The sequence below is a fragment of the Chamaesiphon sp. genome, from assembly GCF_041737865.1.
Classification (GTDB): domain Bacteria; phylum Cyanobacteriota; class Cyanobacteriia; order Cyanobacteriales; family Chamaesiphonaceae; genus Chamaesiphon.
Map to the genome: position 1 here is coordinate 19,061 of NZ_JBGSQZ010000152.1, position 15,578 is coordinate 34,638.

Genomic DNA, 15,578 nt, shown 5'->3' on the forward strand with positions numbered 1-15,578 from the left:
TCAATGGGAAATGAGACTTTTAAGCTATCTGTGTGACTCATCTGACCAATAAATCATCATTTTCCCTCTGGGAGTAACCGTCTATGCAGATTAAACTGGACGAATCGTTAAATAATCAAATTGAACCAGATATGAATAGCAAAATATCTACTTCTTCACACCAAAACCGGATTAAAGCTTGGCGAGTAGCCACTAGTATTGGTGTAAGTTTTAAATATGCTGCGGCGGGTGTAACGTATGCCTTTCACACTCAACGAAACTTTCGGATTCACTGCGTGATGGGTACATTGGCAATTACCATCGGTGCTCTTTTACAATTGACTGGAGTGGAGATGGCGGTGATTTGCATTACTAGCGGTCTAGTTTTGACCCTGGAACTATTAAACACTGCGATCGAGTCTGTTGTCGATCTCACTGTGGGGCAAACTTACCACGAACTCGCCAAGATTGCCAAGGATTGTGCTGCTGGTGCTGTGCTAATTTCGGCTTTCGCCTCTGTACTAGTAGGTTTTTGTCTGGTTACACCTAAACTAGTTTTATTGCTATTTGCTCATTAATGGGGATGGGTTGTAATTCTAGCTACCTAATTAATATTTAATTTTGAATCGATCGGCGATCCTGTTACACTGAGTAAGGTTGGACTAGTGTAACGCATGATTTTAGTTATAGATAATTACGACAGCTTCACATACAATCTCGTTCAATATTTAGGCGAACTCGGGCAGGAACTAGCCATTGCTGAAGATATTCGCATTTATCGGAATGACCGCATCACCATCTCAGAGATTATAAGTCTAAATCCCGACGGAATCTTGATCTCACCTGGCCCAGGTCGTCCAGAAGATGCGGGGATTACGCTGGAAATTATCAGCCAATTGGGTACAGAGTATCCAATATTGGGCGTGTGCCTGGGACATCAAAGTATCGGTCAAGTTTTTGGGGGCGATGTCATCGCTGCACCGATTTTGATGCACGGTAAAACTTCGGAAATCTATCATGATGGTACTGGTGTATTTACAGGCTTAGACAATCCATTTACAGCTACTCGCTATCATAGTTTAGTCATCGATCTAGCCACCTGTCCAGACTGTCTCGAAATTAATGCCTGGGTGGAAGATGGCACGATTATGGGCGTTCGTCATCGGGATTATCCCCATATTGAAGGGGTACAGTTTCATCCTGAAAGTATTTTGACTAATTCCGGCAAACAGTTACTGAGGAATTTTTTGACATCAATTAAATCTAAAGTGGGCAACCTAACAACTAGCACCACTATCTAAACATCACAGTACGGAACAGCGATTGAAATCGCTGTTCCGTACTGTGATGTCAACTGTCAACTATTCAATCAGCATGTCAATCTCCTCACTTTCTAGTTCTTGGCAAAAAGTACTTGCCCCAGAGTTTGACAAACCCTACTTTCAACAGCTCCAAGATTTTCTCATCGCCGCAAGACAAACTCAAACTATCTTCCCAGCCGCAGCAGATGTCTTTTCGGCTTTTGAATTGACACCTTATGAAAATGTCAACGTCTTATTGCTCGGACAAGATCCTTATCATGACAATAGACAAGCGCATGGCTTATGTTTCTCAGTCAATCCAGGTATCAAGACACCACCATCACTGGTAAATATCTATAAAGAACTCAGGGATGATGTCGGATTCAAAATCCCTAATCATGGATACCTGGTACCTTGGGCTAAACAAGGAATTTTGATGTTAAATGCGGTGCTAACTGTCCAAGCACATACGCCAAATTCTCACAAAGATAAAGGCTGGGAAAAGTTTACAGATGCGGTGATTGGTAAAATCAACCAAAAATCAAAGCCAGCGATCTTTGTATTCTGGGGCGCATACGCCCAAAAGAAGCTGAAATTAATCGATACCACCCGACATACAGTGATTCAATCGGCGCACCCTTCGCCACTTTCTGCCCGCAATGGCTTTTTTGGGAGTAAGCCTTTTTCGGCGATTAATGCAGCTTTAACTGCTAGTGGTAAATCCACGATTGACTGGCAACTCCCAGATAATTAGCTAGATGTAAATATTTGTTAGATGGAGATTGCCTAAACCCTAGCTGGTGGGCGATGTTCATCCTACGCGATGTCTACTATCTAAATCCCCATCCTCAAAACCTCGCTGTCAACTGTCAACTGTTTAATAATTTCGGAAATACTTAGCAGCCATATCGTAAATACCGATCCTAGTAGATCGATCGAACTCACTACAATGAAGAAGTAACCAGAGTGAATCTCTCCATCTCGAAGGTTGCTTATATAAAAATTTTATTCCCAGTCGCATTATGCAACCAAACAATCCTCAGCAATTCACTGAAAAGGCTTGGCAGGCTGTCACTAATACTCTAGATGTCGCTAAGGCTGCCCAGCAGCAGCAAATGGAGTCAGAGCACCTGCTCAAAGCACTGTTAGATCAAGATGGCTTGGCAACTAGTATTCTCTCTAAGGCAGGGGTAAATCTGAGTCAATTTCGGCAAGAGCTGGAGAACTATATTCAGAAGCAGCCGAAGATCTCTGGGACGATTGGCTCGGTGTATCTGGGGCGGAGTGTAGATACCTTACTCGATAGGGCTGATAAGTATCGTAAAGAATATAATGATGACTTTATTTCGATCGAACACTTACTACTAGCTTACCCTCAAGACGATCGCTTTGGCAAGCAGTTATTTTCACAATTTAAATTAGAAGAAAGTAAGTTAAAAACGATCGTCTCACAAATTCGGGGAAGTCAAAAAGTGAACGATCAAAATCCTGAAGGTAAGTATGAATCGCTCTCTAAATACGGACGGGATCTAACTGATTTTGCCCGTCGTGGTAAACTCGATCCGGTAATTGGACGCGATGATGAGATCCGGCGCACGATTCAAATCTTGTCGCGGCGGACTAAAAACAATCCGGTTTTAATTGGCGAACCTGGAGTCGGTAAAACTGCGATCGCTGAAGGTTTAGCACAGCGAATTATTAGTGGTGATGTGCCCCAATCTCTCAAGGATCGTACCTTAATTTCACTTGATATGGGTGCCCTGATTGCGGGTGCAAAATATCGCGGCGAATTTGAAGAAAGACTCAAAGCAGTACTCAAAGAAGTCACAGAATCTCAAGGTCAAATTATCTTATTTATCGATGAGATTCATACTGTGGTGGGTGCGGGTGCTACCCAAGGTGCAATGGATGCGGGGAACCTGCTCAAACCAATGATGGCACGGGGTGAGCTGCGGTGCATCGGGGCTACAACTCTCGATGAATATCGCAAGTATATTGAGAAAGATGCCGCCCTAGAACGTCGCTTTCAACAAGTATATGTCGATCAGCCGAGTGTGGAAGATACGATTTCAATTTTGCGCGGTTTAAAAGAACGCTATGAAGTGCATCATGGGGTGAAAATTTCTGATAATGCCCTAGTTGCTGCGGCAACATTATCGACACGTTATATTAGCGACAGGTTCTTGCCAGATAAAGCGATCGATCTGATGGATGAAGCTGCTGCTCGACTGAAGATGGAAATCACTTCTAAGCCGGAAGAACTAGATGAGATCGATCGAAAAGTCCTCCAACTAGAAATGGAGCGGTTGTCGGTCAATAAAGATACCTCTACTTCAGCACGCGAACGTCTACAAAAGATCGAAAAAGAACTCGCAGATCTCAAAGAAGAGCAACGCGCTCTCACCGCCCAATGGCAATCCGAAAAAGATATTATTACCGATATCCAAACTATCAAAGAGCAAATCGATGCAATTAATATCGAGATCCAACAAGCCGAACGCAACTACGATCTCAATCTGGCGGCAGAACTCAAATATGGCAAACTAATCGAACTTCACCGCCAACTAGAAACGGCTGAACTCAAACTCGCTCAATCTCAAACCACAGGTAAATCCCTACTCCGCGAAGAAGTCACCGAAGCCGACATCGCCGAAATCATCTCCAAATGGACGGGAATCCCCCTGACAAAACTAGTCGAAACCGAGCGGGAAAAACTCCTCTTCCTCGAAGACGAACTCCACCGTCGCGTCATCGGACAAGAAGAAGCCGTCACTGCTGTAGCTGAAGCCATTCAGCGTTCGCGGGCGGGACTATCCGACCCCAATCGTCCCATCGCTAGCTTCATCTTCCTCGGCCCTACAGGGGTAGGGAAAACCGAATTAGCTAAAACTCTCGCCAACTACCTGTTTGATGCCGATGATGCCCTAATTCGCATCGACATGTCCGAATATATGGAAAAACACGCCGTCTCGCGCTTGATTGGTGCGCCTCCTGGCTACGTTGGCTATGAGGAAGGGGGACAACTGACCGAAAGTATTCGTCGTCGTCCTTATGCCGTGATTCTATTCGATGAAATTGAGAAAGCACATCCAGATGTGTTTAATGTGTTGCTGCAAGTGCTAGATGATGGACGAGTGACTGATTCTCAAGGTCGGACGGTAGATTTTAAGAATACCGTAATTATTATGACTAGTAATATTGGCTCTCAATATATTTTAGATCTAGCGGGGGATGAGTCTAAATATGATGAGATGAAAGCTCGCGTACTAGAAGCTCTCGGTCACAATTTTCGTCCTGAATTTCTCAACCGCATCGACGATACAATCATCTTCCACAGTCTCCAAAAAAATCAACTGCGGAGTATTGTCAAAATCCAAGTTGCGCGACTAGAAAAACGTTTAGCCGATCGTAAATTGTCGCTCAAATTAGCCGAATCTGCCCTTGATTTCTTGGTTAATACTGGCTACGATCCAATTTACGGCGCACGTCCACTCAAGCGGACGATCCAAAAAGAGTTGGAAACCATCCTCGCCAAAGGAATCCTACGCGGTGATTTTAAGGAAGGCGATACGGTATTTGTTGAGGTGAAAAATGAGCATCTAGCATTTAGCCGTTTACCATCAACTATCTTAAATTAATTGATAATTGATAATTGATAATTGATAGTTCAATACGGTTCGGTTAATCAATTCGATAGTGAAGATCGCCCCCTGTCTTGTCTCGCTAATTCTGGAGGGAACCTCCAGAATTAGCGAGCCGCTAAATCCCCCAAGTCTGGGGGACTTCTATCGATCTTGCTCCTCCAGACTTGGGGGTTGGCTTGCTCAACCGAACCGTATTGGTTGATAGGTTTGTAGGTTGGGTTGAGAGAAGCGAAACCCAACACACCCAACCAAAGTTTCTTTCATCCATTAGGCGACATAAATGTCGCCTCAGATGCTCGGAACGAGACACTCAGCTTATTTTCGTAGTTCTACTTGACTATTCAACCGATCTTTGCGCTGGTGCCAATCGGGGAGAATGCTTTCTAATAGCTGGTAAAAGCTCGTGGAGTGATTGGGAAACTGGAGGTGACAGAGTTCGTGAATGATGACGTAATCAATGCAATCTTTTGGCGCGCCGATCAATAAGGGATGAAGGAAGATTTTACCTTTTGGGGTACAGCTTCCCCAGCATTTGGACATAGTACGGAGTTCAAATTTATTCCCTTGGATGTCATGGGGAGAGACTAACTGAGTACAGTAGTGGTAACGTTCATCAAATACGATCGTGGCTCGACCGCGAAACCAATTAGCGATCGATTTTTCTACTTTGTCTCTGTCAAATGGTGTCGGAGTATTCACTTCTAATCTGCCCTGCCACAGCAGAATTTTGTCAATTTGACTTGCGATTAGTTTTAGGCGATATTGACGACCCAGATACCGATAACCTTCGCCTGAGATACATTCAGGGGCGGGTAATGGTGGGGCATATTTAGCGAATTGGCGTTGTTGGCGGGCAATCCAGGTGGCGCGACGCACGATCTTAGCTTCGATCGATTCTATTGTCGCATCTATCGGAGCTTTGACAATAATACTACTGTCTGGATGAATTTCGATCGCCAGGGTTTTGCGCGGGGAGTATTCGAGGGCGAAGGTAATATTTTGACTGCCATAGGGGACGCGATGAATATCAGTTAACTTCATAATTTTCAGCAATCTTGAGGATCTTGGCAATTAGTTCGTCTAAATCTCTCCAAAGAATAAATAAATTGTGAGTCTTTTTTAAGTCGTGAACGATATCGTCGATTGCGTTCATCATTAGCTTTTGAATATCTTGATTGTGTTGCCAATCGCGGATTTTATGTGTGGTAATAATGTCTTCAATGCCGATCGATAATAATACAAATATTTCTGAATTATGGCTATTGCCGTTGATAACGCCGTCGATTGAAATCGAGGCTGGTGATGCAAAGTCCGCCTTCGCGGACTGGGTTGTTATGTATGTGGATTTTGCTGCACTAACAACTGACTTCGTTCTATAGTCCGCGAAGGCGGACTTTGCATCACTATCGGAGACTTTAGTCTCTAGGCTACTAGTTAGTTTCGCTTGCAAGACGTTGTAAAATGCTCGTGCTTGGGGACGGGTTTGGAGTGGGGTGGGAACGTTATTTGCGCCACCACTGCGGACGGTTTCTAGACATGACTGCATTTGTTGGAGATATTCGATATCGCCGAGGCGTTTGGCGCGGTGGGCATCGATCGCGGTTTGAATTAATTGACTCAGGCGCAGGTCTAATACGGGATCTTCTGCCATCCGTTCGTTGGCGTAGCCTGCCGTAGGTAATCGCGACTTTTTTTTACTCTAGCAGCGATCGCATCAGCTTGAGCTGCTATCCCTGCAATGCTTTCGATTTCGGCATTCGATCGATCCAACTCGAAAATATCTACAGGTGCGATGATGGTGATAAATTCCGACGCGCCGATTTCTTTTTCTACCATCCGCCGAATTTGGTTCTCAAAGTCTGAGTAGTCAACAATTTCCCCATAGCGAATCTTCACTGTATTTCGCAGATTGAGCCAATATTTGATGTCTTGGGTATAGCGTTGTTTGGTAGATTCGGGGGTGTTGGCTTGGAAGTGGGCATTACTGAGAGCGAGTTTAAGAGTTTTGGCAAATTCTCGCAAGCATTGATAAAATTCATCTCGCCTGTCTTGGGGTTGAAGCCACTGCTGGAAGCTTTCACGATCTTGGCGATTTGTTACCCCTTTAAATACGTCCCACACAGCAGCGTGGAGCGTGGGCAGTTTAGCGATCTCTACTCGCATACCTACCAAGGCACCTTCGATATCCTCGCGATCGAACCCTTCCCGCTCCAGGGCGGCGTAGATTTCTAGGGCTTGATTCATTTCGCCAAAAATGCCCCGATAGTCGATGACTAGCCCGTAAGCCTTGGGGAGCATCCCAATAGTGCGAACAGTACAATAGTACAATAAAATGACAGCGATATTAAGTCAGAATAAAAGAGCTATTTAACGATCGATTAAAGTGACTCCCAAAGAAAAGAGAGAACTGAACAAACATTTAGAAGCGGCGGCTGCAATTCTGTTTAAGAACACACCGAGAGAGAAATTACAAGACTTTCAAAGTCTTGTAATTTCTCTGCGTGACCAGCTCACGGCACATGTTCATCCAACATTCGGGCATTTTTTTTACGCAGCAGCACCGAGACAAGTGCAGGAAGAAAGCGACAAATTCAAACCTGTGTAGGGACTCTGAGCGGGAGCGAACAGCAAGCAAAAAAGCTCCAACTCAAACCGAGAAAAAGATTGAGTCCTTGGATTGAAAAGAGTTGTTTACGACTGAGTGCGAATGTATCCTATGAAAATGCGGCTAGAGATTTCGAGGAATTGACTGGAATAGCGATTGGACATAGCACTCAACAAAGACTAGTACATCGAACTGACTGGACGGCAGAAACGGCGACAGTCGTCGTCAAAGCACTGAGTCTGGATGGTGGTAAGGCCAGAATCAGAACACCAGAGAAAGGCCCCAGTGTTTGGCTGGACTATAAAGCAGTAAGCTTGCATGGAATCAGATGTGACGCTTGGTTTCAGGATAATGAAGCATTGTTAGAATCCGTAAATAGTCAACCGCTAGCTCCAGTTGTGTCTTGCATTGGCGACGGACACCCAGGCGTGTGGAAAATAGTCACAGGGATTAGACAGCCAGCACAACCAAGAGAGGTTTTAGATTGGTTTGATCTGATGGAAAATCTCCACAAGGTTGGCGGCTCAGAGCAACGACTCAAGCAAGTTAGACTAGACTTATGGCAAGGACGAATAGCCGCAGCTAAGGCAGCTTTTGATGACTGGGAACAGCCCCCAGCTCCAGTCGCAAATTTTTTGAAATATGTAGAACGACACCAGGAGCGAATACCTGACTATCAATCCGACCAGCAGCAAGGATGATGTATCGGGTCTGGTTCTGTTGAATCAACCATCAAGCGGATTGGTGTCCGAATTAAGATTTCTGGCGGACAATGGAAAGCTGAAAATGTTGGGAGAGTTCTCAAGCAGCGATGTGCTTATCTCAATCGGTTTTCAGCTTAATCATTTGTACTATTCGCACCATTGGGATGCTCCCTAAGCCTTGTCCTCGAAGACGCGATTTACCCGCGCGACCGCTTGCAAGATATTATGTTCTTTGAGACGTTTATCGATGTACAAAACTGCATTGCGCGGCGCGTCAAATCCCGTTAGTAATTTATCGACGACGATGACTAAATCTGGTGCATCGTCATCATCGCCGCCCTTGAATTTCTCAATCAGTTTGTCTTGATATTGCTTGGGAGTGCCATAAATTACCATCATATCTTTCCAAAAGCGTTGCACTTCCGAGATATCGGCTTCGTTGACACTATCGTTATCTTCGCGGGTATCGGGGTGCGAGATAATTACATCTGCTGGGAGCATCCCACTTTTTATTTGGCTTGCAGAAATAAATCTTATGTACTAGTAAGAGGATTGAGGAATTTGACAAAAATATAAGCAAAGTGACTGCAATCTTGAGATAATGAGGTTAAGCAAATCAAGGTGGTGTAAGGAGTCCAGAAGAACAAAAAGAGATCGAGCAACATGCTAGAGCTATCGCCAAAATTTTGTATAGAAATACAGCAAAAGAAGAACTGACAAGCTGAGGGAAAATAGAAGAAGTAGTCAGGGAGAGAATGCAAAAAAATGTAATGCCAGAAGTCGGAATTGCTTGGTGCAACGCACAACTGGGCGGGAGACCCGTCCAGTGCTGAGGAAACCTCAGCGCGATTGCATCCGCTTTTTTATCGAAAATATCACAGTTGAAACGGGAGGATATAAAAGATAGATCCAAAGCATAATTGGAGAACTGGTGATTACGCGCAAACAAGCAGCGAAATTAAATATCAAAAGTCATACTCAAATAAGTCCATACTTGGAGGTATGTTGCTTACGAATAAGTGCATCAGTCTCTTATGAAAGGACAACAGAAGAAGTTGAGTATTTAACCGGAGTAAGAATATCGAAGAGTGCCCAGCAGAGGTTAATTCATCGACAAGAATTTGAATTACCTCAAGCCGAGACACCTGTGGCAGAATTGAGTGTAGATGGAGGAAATATTCGAGTGAGAACCCCAAAGGGAGAGGTGTGTAGCTGGAAAGGATATAAGGCAGCAGTACTGCATCAACAGCAAAAAATTGCATCATCATTCCAAGAAAACGAGACGATCGTTAATTGGGTAAATAGTCAAGAGTTAGCAGCAGTTGTTACCTGCGATTGTGATGGTCACGACGGGGTATGGAATATTATCAAAGAATTTGTACCTGTCGGTGAAAGAAGAGAAATTCTCGACTGGTTTCATTTAATGGAAAATCTCCATAAAATTGGAGGCTCTAATCAAAGATTATTTGCGGCTAGAGAGCTGCTATGGTATGGAAAAGTTGATGAGACTATTAAATTATTCAGTGATTGTAGCCTGAAACAAGCTGAAAACTTTTGTGCTTATCTAGAGAAACATCGTCATCGGATAATTAATTATTATTATTTTCAAGCCGAACAAATTTGTTCCATTAGTTCTGGCTCCATCGAGTCTACAATTAAACAGATCGATCGCCGTACTAAAATCTCTGGGGCGCAGTGGAAAGCTGAAAATGTTCCTCAAGTACTCGCGCACCGCTGCGCTTACCTGAACGGGTTAATTCGCGATCGCTAAATAAAAAGTGGGATGCTCCCTACTCCACATAGCTGGAAGTTGGGTTTTTCAGTGTTTTATGGCTGTCCATCTGGTGGTTTTCCAAGGTGTTCGTGCCGAGTTGTTAATTTGACTGATGAGCGACGGCATATTTAGGCTTACGCCAACGACACGCCTCGCTTTGCTCGTCTACGGCTCTGCTGAGGGTTTAGCGAATCAAGAGAGCGTTCCGCCTCTAGTACGGGGGCGGCGGCTCGCGCTCCTCGGGGAACCCGAGGGTTTAGCGAGCCAAGACAGTACCCCCAGATCCGGGTTCTGCCCACACAAGTAAAACCCGAAACCCACAAATTCTCTTCGTTTGCCGATTAGCCGCTCACTAAAAGATCTCAAATGGCTTCCATCAAAGGAAGGGAGCTAAACCCGATCGTATTGTCCGGTAAGTTTGTTGAGTTGTTGCACCAGTAGGCTCAGGAATAGCCCGACATCAGTGACTACGCCAATTGACTCGATCGAGCCGCGATCGCTCAACTTAGTCACCACCGCTGGATTGATATCGATACAGACCATTTTTACACCTGCGGGAGTCATATTGCCCACACCGATCGAGTGGAGCATACTCGATAACATCAAAATCAAGTCGGCACCTTCAATCAAGCGGGCATACTCCGCTTGGGCGGCGACGAGATCCATCTGCGTATCTGGCAATGGCCCATCGTCGCGAATCGATCCGGCGAGGGAAAAGGGGACATTGTGTTTGACACATTCGTACATCACCCCGCTGCGGAGTACGCCCTGCTCTACTGCCTGGGCAATGCTCCCACAGCGGCGAATCGTATTGATCGCTTTGAGGTGATGGCGGTGCCCCCCATGTACGGAAACTCCGCGCTGCATATCTACACCCAAAGAGGTGCCCATCAACGACTGCTCGATATCGTGAACGGCGATCGCATTGCCGCCCAATAGGGCGTGGACGTACCCCTCGCGAATCAGTTGGTTCAGGTGCTTGCTGCCGCCAGTATGGATCACCACTGGCCCCGCTACTACCGCAACTTTACCACCACGATCGCGGATCTGGCGCAAATCCCAGGCGATTTGTTCGACGACTAGTTCCACCCGCCGCTCACTCGATACTCCAGCCCCCATAAAGCTAAATTCTTCGGTGGCGACTTTTTTGATCGTCGTCGCATTGCGTTTGGTACGTATCCCTTCGCTACCGACTACTACAGATTCACCCACTTGGAGATCTCGCAACAGCTTACAGCGGGCAACTGTACCTGTAGCTGTTTGGGTAACGGCAATCGCACCATCCATCCGTTGTCCCTGTACTTTTACCCACTCGCCCGCGATCGAGATTTCGGTCGGATAGATCGTCGTCGCATAGAAATCATCAGCAGCTACCCCAGATTGAACCACTGCTGTCAGATTGGCATTGACAGTATCCTCAGACGCACTCACCGCTCCCAGGTCGATCAATTGCCCCATAATGTCCGCCATCACCGCCGCATCGGGGGCCGAAACCTTGACCTCTGCCGCTGAGGTATCTAGACGCTGTGCGCCGAGACTAAAATTCACCACTTGAAAACTACCGCCCCCTGCCACGATCGTATCTAGGACTTGATTTACCAGCCCAGAATCCAATAAATGACCTTCGAGTTGGATCGTCCGACTTTGAATCGTAGACAATTGCGGCGACTCATGGTAGGGTTCCGTCACCTTGAGCGTCAAACACTTGGCAGCCCCACCTGCTTTGAGAAATTCCGTCAGGGGCGTTTCGACGATCGTAAAGCCGCGCTCCCCCAGGATTTGCTTCAAGCTATCGCTGGCTTTATTGACCACTACTACCCGATCGATATTGACCGAATTACAGGCAAAATTTACGGCGTCCGCTTCCTCGATCGCAATCCGTTTCTCAGCCGGAACGCGCAACTCGATTAGCCGATTGGAATAGGTATCAAAGGCGGGAGGATAATACAACAGATATCCATCCGCCAGCGGACAAAAACAGGTGTCCAGGTGATAAAACCGCCGATCTACCAGTCTCAGTGAGAGTACTTCGACATCCAACCACTGGGCTAAATAAGCATGGGAATCGAGTTCCGATCGAAATCCATAACCCGCCCACAACCACTGTCCGCCCCGATCTAACAGCGCATCCCCCGCCCCCTCAAAGGGCAGACTTTTGGGTAATGTATGGACTTTGTAACCCTGGTCTTCAAACCACTGTTGAAAATGAGGTTCTTCACCCTGCCGTTCGGGGTGAAAAAAGCGGCTGAGGACGACGGTATCTCCCAAGATCAACCCAGCATTTGCTGTAAATACCATATCTGGCCAGCCCGGCTGTGGTTCGACGAGATCGACAATCGCATAGGTTTTCAGGACTTGGTAAAGTTTATCCCATTGGGCTTCAGCTTGCTCCCGCGATGAGCGATGAATATTGCCTTCCATCCACGGATTTATTACATAATCAACTTCGTAATGATGGGGCGCACACATCAAGATTCGTACAGGATTAGTCATATTTAATTTAAGATCGAACGGGATTTGATTGTGCAGGCATCGATGCTCCAGGGGAGATGTGCCAATGACGTAGCTACGTGCTGGATAACTCGGAAATATCCCCTTAATCTGCCATGATTTAGTTGCGTCAATTGTAGCAATTGTGCGTACAGCTACCACCCAATTTCCTCAAGACATCTATCTGAAGGTAGATATTCTCGATCGATATTCGAGCAAACGTATACCGATCGGATGATGTCAATGGACATAGAGCGAAGGATCCTACTACAATAAAAGCATAGACCTTTTGCTGAGTCTGTTTTGCTAATTTTCAGAGGAGGATCGGATCGTGGCTGTAATCGAGCAATATTGCATTAGTGACTTCCAAGATGAGGTGCGGACTCTAGTTGCGCGAGGCTCGATCGAGCGACAGCAACGAATTTACGAACTCAAAAAATATTTTGGCGATTGCCAATGGTGGGACATCGAGCACCTATTAGATACATATGACTATGTATTGAGAGGGCGCATTATAGATTTAATCGGGGCAGAATCTTGGGAGAATGATTGATCTCCAGGTGCGATCGCTAGCGGGACTAAAGACCCTAATTTCAGCACCGCTCTACTTGCCTAATTCTTCTCTTTAGGTCTGGGCTTATCCAAATTGGCTTCGCCAACATGGTAGCAGATGGCATAAGGACTATCAAGCTTTGTCGATGCCTTGGCGATTTCCAAGCCGATCGTATTTCCATCTACGTCATAATCTATCACCAATCCTGGGGCGATTTGAGTCGTTTCCTCAACGGTCTTATCGATAAAAGTAATTTGTAAAATATCCTTGTCTGGGTCATAAATAACTTTCACGGTTTGCTGTATCCTTATGCTGCAATAATGAGCTGCTCATTCGATGCGATCGGCTTGAGCGTCGTTGAGATACCGATGCCGAGCAATCCTCTCCTAATCCTAGTCATAGGTAAGACTGGCAGAATGTATCATGGGTCACAAAAGCTCACGGTAACTCTCTATTGCTACCAGATCGCGGCAAACTTAGGTTGAACTTGAAGGCTATACTATTTGATAAATGTTTTGAGCCATCAATCTATGCCGAAGCCTGAAGGCGCGTTTCCCGATCTTTCATTGCAGCATTCTACGATTCGACCGATTGGTGTCTATGCCCTGTCAGGACTGGCGACAGATGGAGCGCGGTTGATCTCGGTCGATACTGTACGCGGATATCTAGTCTCGATCGATCCACACACCAACGATACAATTATTCTTAATCCCCACCACGTTCCCGACTGGATTGGGGTGACTGGGTTGACAGTTTGGGAGGGCACCTTCTGGTTTGCCAAGGGACAGGAAGTGCTCTGGTGCAGTGGTGTAGCCTCTCCCCAGCACCAAATCGCCCCGACAATTTTTACGCGGCTACCCTATCCGGTGACTGGGGTGGCGGTTTGTGGCGAGATGGTATATGTGAGTTGTCAGAAGTCTGGCTATATCCATGTGTTCGATCGTGCTACGGCTAAACAGTTGCAGCAACTACCCCAGCCTGGTGTGGGGTGTGAAACAATGACAATCGACAAAGACGATCTGTGGGTGTGCGATCGTGCAGAGCAGACTGTTTATTGTCTCAATCGTACCGATGGATCGATTCAATTTAGCGCACTCACTCCCTTCAGTTCGCCAACTGGCATGACATTTTATGCTCCTGCCGATGGTACGCCGATTTGTTACGTCGTGTATGCCGATGAAGAACCCTATATTCGGGACGATCCTAATGCCAAATTCCCATACCAGTTGACATTCCGCGATCGTACCTTCATCCATCCCTTGTACATCCACCACAATCGAGCAGAGCACTACACTCTCTCTAATGGTTATCTAGTGGAGCTATCCTACGTCGAAGAACTGCTCCCCCTAGAAGCTGTCACCCTCAACCAAGTTGAGTGGCGGATTGCGCTACCATCCGATACACTACGTCAGAAAGTTCGTCACATCGAACCCATCGGTAGTGAAATGACGATCGAATCACAAGCAGGGCAAAAAGTAGCAGTCTTCAAATTTGACAGACTCAATCCCCATCAAGGCGGACTACTCGGCTGGAAGGCAACGATCGAAATGTACGGTTTCAAGTACTCCCTCGCTCCTAGCGATCTCGATGATTCCACCCTCCCCGCCGAGCTAGAGCAATATTTACTAGATGATGACGATTTGGCGATGGATACGCCTACCATGCTTCAGGCAGCCAAAGAAGCCGTCGGCACAGAAACAAATGTGTTGCGAAAGATGCTCAAAATTCGCAACTATGTCTACGACAGACTTTCCTACGGCATTCAGCCCCGCATCGACACCCCCGATGTCGCCCTAGCGCGGGGAGTTGGCTCCTGTGGTGAATACGTGGGCGTATTACTCGCCCTATCGCGCCTAAATGGGATTGCCTGTAGGACGATCGGACGGTATAAATGTCCCCCCTATCCCGATCGACTTTATCAACCCCTTCAGCCCGATTTTAACCACGTCTGGTTGGAGTTTTATGTGCCTGGAGTGGGCTGGCTGCCAATGGAATCCAACATGGACGACACGATCGAACGCGGCCCATATCCCCAACGGTTTTTCATGGGTTTAGCTTGGTATCATACCGAAATCGGTAAAGGGATCTCGTTTGAAAAAATGAAAGCAATTGATAAGCCAGAGCATATCTCGATGGGCGATCTCGCCATCAACCATATTCGCTTTCAGATCTTGGAGGAACTAATTCCTGGAGACATTAGTGCAGACTAATTTTGTGCTGACGAAATATCGAAATTCTCCGTAATGTTCGATCGCTAGCAAGATATTGGTACAGTCGATCGACTGTACCATTGGAATTAAATCTGATTCCGATCTTTGGTAGTGAAAGTTTGGTGACAGAAGTGATGTCAAAACGCAAACCACTAACATTAGAGATGATTCGCAACCTCTACCGCTTGGGGATACCAGCAGATGTATTGCTACAATAGCTCTCGCAACCTTGAAAAAAAATTAGTAGACATCCTGCGAAAGTAATTGAAGATTGGCTTGTGCTAAAAACTTGAGCCGATCCGTCAAATTAAGTTTTTT

General features: G+C 46.1%; 15 protein-coding genes and 1 pseudogene. 10 read left to right on the forward strand and 6 right to left on the reverse strand.

What is annotated here, in order from left to right; translation table 11 throughout:
- The first annotated feature begins 83 nt into the window (after window positions 1-83).
- The 4 genes from ACEW9J_RS11650 (at window position 84) to clpB (ending at window position 4,918) form a co-directional block, all read left to right on the forward strand.
- Window positions 84-557 carry a diacylglycerol kinase family protein gene (locus ACEW9J_RS11650; protein ID WP_373545285.1) on the forward strand — a complete coding sequence of 158 codons (474 nt, stop codon included), beginning with the start codon at window positions 84-86 and terminating at the stop codon, window positions 555-557.
- A 96-nt stretch (window positions 558-653) separates the two neighbouring features.
- Entirely contained in the window at window positions 654-1,280 is a 627-nt protein-coding gene (locus ACEW9J_RS11655; protein ID WP_373545286.1) for an aminodeoxychorismate/anthranilate synthase component II, read from the forward strand.
- A gap of 73 nt (window positions 1,281-1,353) precedes the next feature.
- Window positions 1,354-2,034, forward strand: a complete 681-nt coding sequence (locus ACEW9J_RS11660) for a uracil-DNA glycosylase (RefSeq protein WP_373545287.1) — start codon at window positions 1,354-1,356, stop codon at window positions 2,032-2,034.
- Window positions 2,035-2,302: 268 nt separating this feature from the next.
- Window positions 2,303-4,918, forward strand: a complete 2,616-nt coding sequence (gene clpB / locus ACEW9J_RS11665; RefSeq protein ID WP_373545288.1) for an ATP-dependent chaperone ClpB — start codon at window positions 2,303-2,305, stop codon at window positions 4,916-4,918.
- 321 nt (window positions 4,919-5,239) lie between these two features.
- Here clpB and ACEW9J_RS11670 read toward each other — a convergent pair whose 3' ends face one another.
- From ACEW9J_RS11670 to ACEW9J_RS11680, 3 genes are read right to left on the reverse strand one after another with little or no spacing between them, the layout of a single operon-like run.
- Window positions 5,240-5,965, reverse strand: coding sequence for a M48 family metallopeptidase (locus tag ACEW9J_RS11670; RefSeq protein ID WP_373545289.1), 726 nt, complete (start codon window positions 5,963-5,965; stop codon window positions 5,240-5,242).
- Window positions 5,952-6,575, reverse strand: coding sequence for a hypothetical protein (locus ACEW9J_RS11675; RefSeq protein ID WP_373545290.1), 624 nt, complete (start codon window positions 6,573-6,575; stop codon window positions 5,952-5,954). Before ACEW9J_RS11675 ends, ACEW9J_RS11670 begins: the two co-directional genes overlap by 14 nt.
- Window positions 6,554-7,222: a hypothetical protein gene (locus ACEW9J_RS11680; protein ID WP_373545291.1), complete on the reverse strand. Its 669-nt coding sequence runs from the start codon at window positions 7,220-7,222 to the stop codon at window positions 6,554-6,556. Before ACEW9J_RS11680 ends, ACEW9J_RS11675 begins: the two co-directional genes overlap by 22 nt.
- 85 nt (window positions 7,223-7,307) lie before the next feature.
- Between ACEW9J_RS11680 and ACEW9J_RS11685 the strand changes: the two genes are divergently transcribed.
- Both ACEW9J_RS11685 and ACEW9J_RS11690 read left to right on the forward strand, forming a co-directional pair.
- A complete protein-coding gene (locus ACEW9J_RS11685; protein WP_373545292.1) occupies window positions 7,308-7,529 on the forward strand; it encodes a hypothetical protein in 222 nt (73 codons plus the stop codon).
- Window positions 7,530-7,588: 59 nt separating this feature from the next.
- Window positions 7,589-8,230: a hypothetical protein gene (locus tag ACEW9J_RS11690; RefSeq protein WP_373545293.1), complete on the forward strand. Its 642-nt coding sequence runs from the start codon at window positions 7,589-7,591 to the stop codon at window positions 8,228-8,230.
- Window positions 8,231-8,404: 174 nt separating this feature from the next.
- On the opposite strand, the gene ACEW9J_RS11695 is transcribed toward ACEW9J_RS11690, so the two are convergent.
- Window positions 8,405-8,734, reverse strand: coding sequence for a hypothetical protein (locus ACEW9J_RS11695; protein WP_373545294.1), 330 nt, complete (start codon window positions 8,732-8,734; stop codon window positions 8,405-8,407).
- 152 nt (window positions 8,735-8,886) lie between these two features.
- Here ACEW9J_RS11695 and ACEW9J_RS11700 point away from each other — a divergent pair.
- A pseudogene (locus ACEW9J_RS11700) lies at window positions 8,887-10,004 on the forward strand (ISKra4 family transposase).
- Between the two features lie 393 nt (window positions 10,005-10,397).
- Here ACEW9J_RS11700 and ACEW9J_RS11705 read toward each other — a convergent pair.
- Window positions 10,398-12,500, reverse strand: a complete 2,103-nt coding sequence (locus ACEW9J_RS11705; RefSeq protein ID WP_373545313.1) for a TIGR00300 family protein — start codon at window positions 12,498-12,500, stop codon at window positions 10,398-10,400.
- 328 nt (window positions 12,501-12,828) lie between these two features.
- Between ACEW9J_RS11705 and ACEW9J_RS11710 the strand changes: the two genes are divergently transcribed.
- Entirely contained in the window at window positions 12,829-13,050 is a 222-nt protein-coding gene (locus ACEW9J_RS11710; RefSeq protein ID WP_373545295.1) for a DUF4327 family protein, read from the forward strand.
- Between the two features lie 59 nt (window positions 13,051-13,109).
- Here ACEW9J_RS11710 and ACEW9J_RS11715 read toward each other — a convergent pair whose 3' ends face one another.
- On the reverse strand, window positions 13,110-13,343 hold the full coding sequence (locus tag ACEW9J_RS11715) for a DUF2283 domain-containing protein (RefSeq protein ID WP_373545296.1): 234 nt from the start codon (window positions 13,341-13,343) through the stop codon (window positions 13,110-13,112).
- Between the two features lie 237 nt (window positions 13,344-13,580).
- On the opposite strand from ACEW9J_RS11715, the gene ACEW9J_RS11720 reads away from it, so the two are divergent.
- Both ACEW9J_RS11720 and ACEW9J_RS11725 read left to right on the forward strand, forming a co-directional pair.
- Window positions 13,581-15,260: a transglutaminase domain-containing protein gene (locus tag ACEW9J_RS11720; RefSeq protein WP_373545297.1), complete on the forward strand. Its 1,680-nt coding sequence runs from the start codon at window positions 13,581-13,583 to the stop codon at window positions 15,258-15,260.
- An 80-nt stretch (window positions 15,261-15,340) separates the two neighbouring features.
- Window positions 15,341-15,478 (forward strand): DNA-binding protein, encoded by a 138-nt coding sequence (locus ACEW9J_RS11725; protein ID WP_373545298.1) that lies wholly within the window; start codon window positions 15,341-15,343, stop codon window positions 15,476-15,478.
- The last annotated feature ends 100 nt before the right edge of the window (window positions 15,479-15,578 follow it).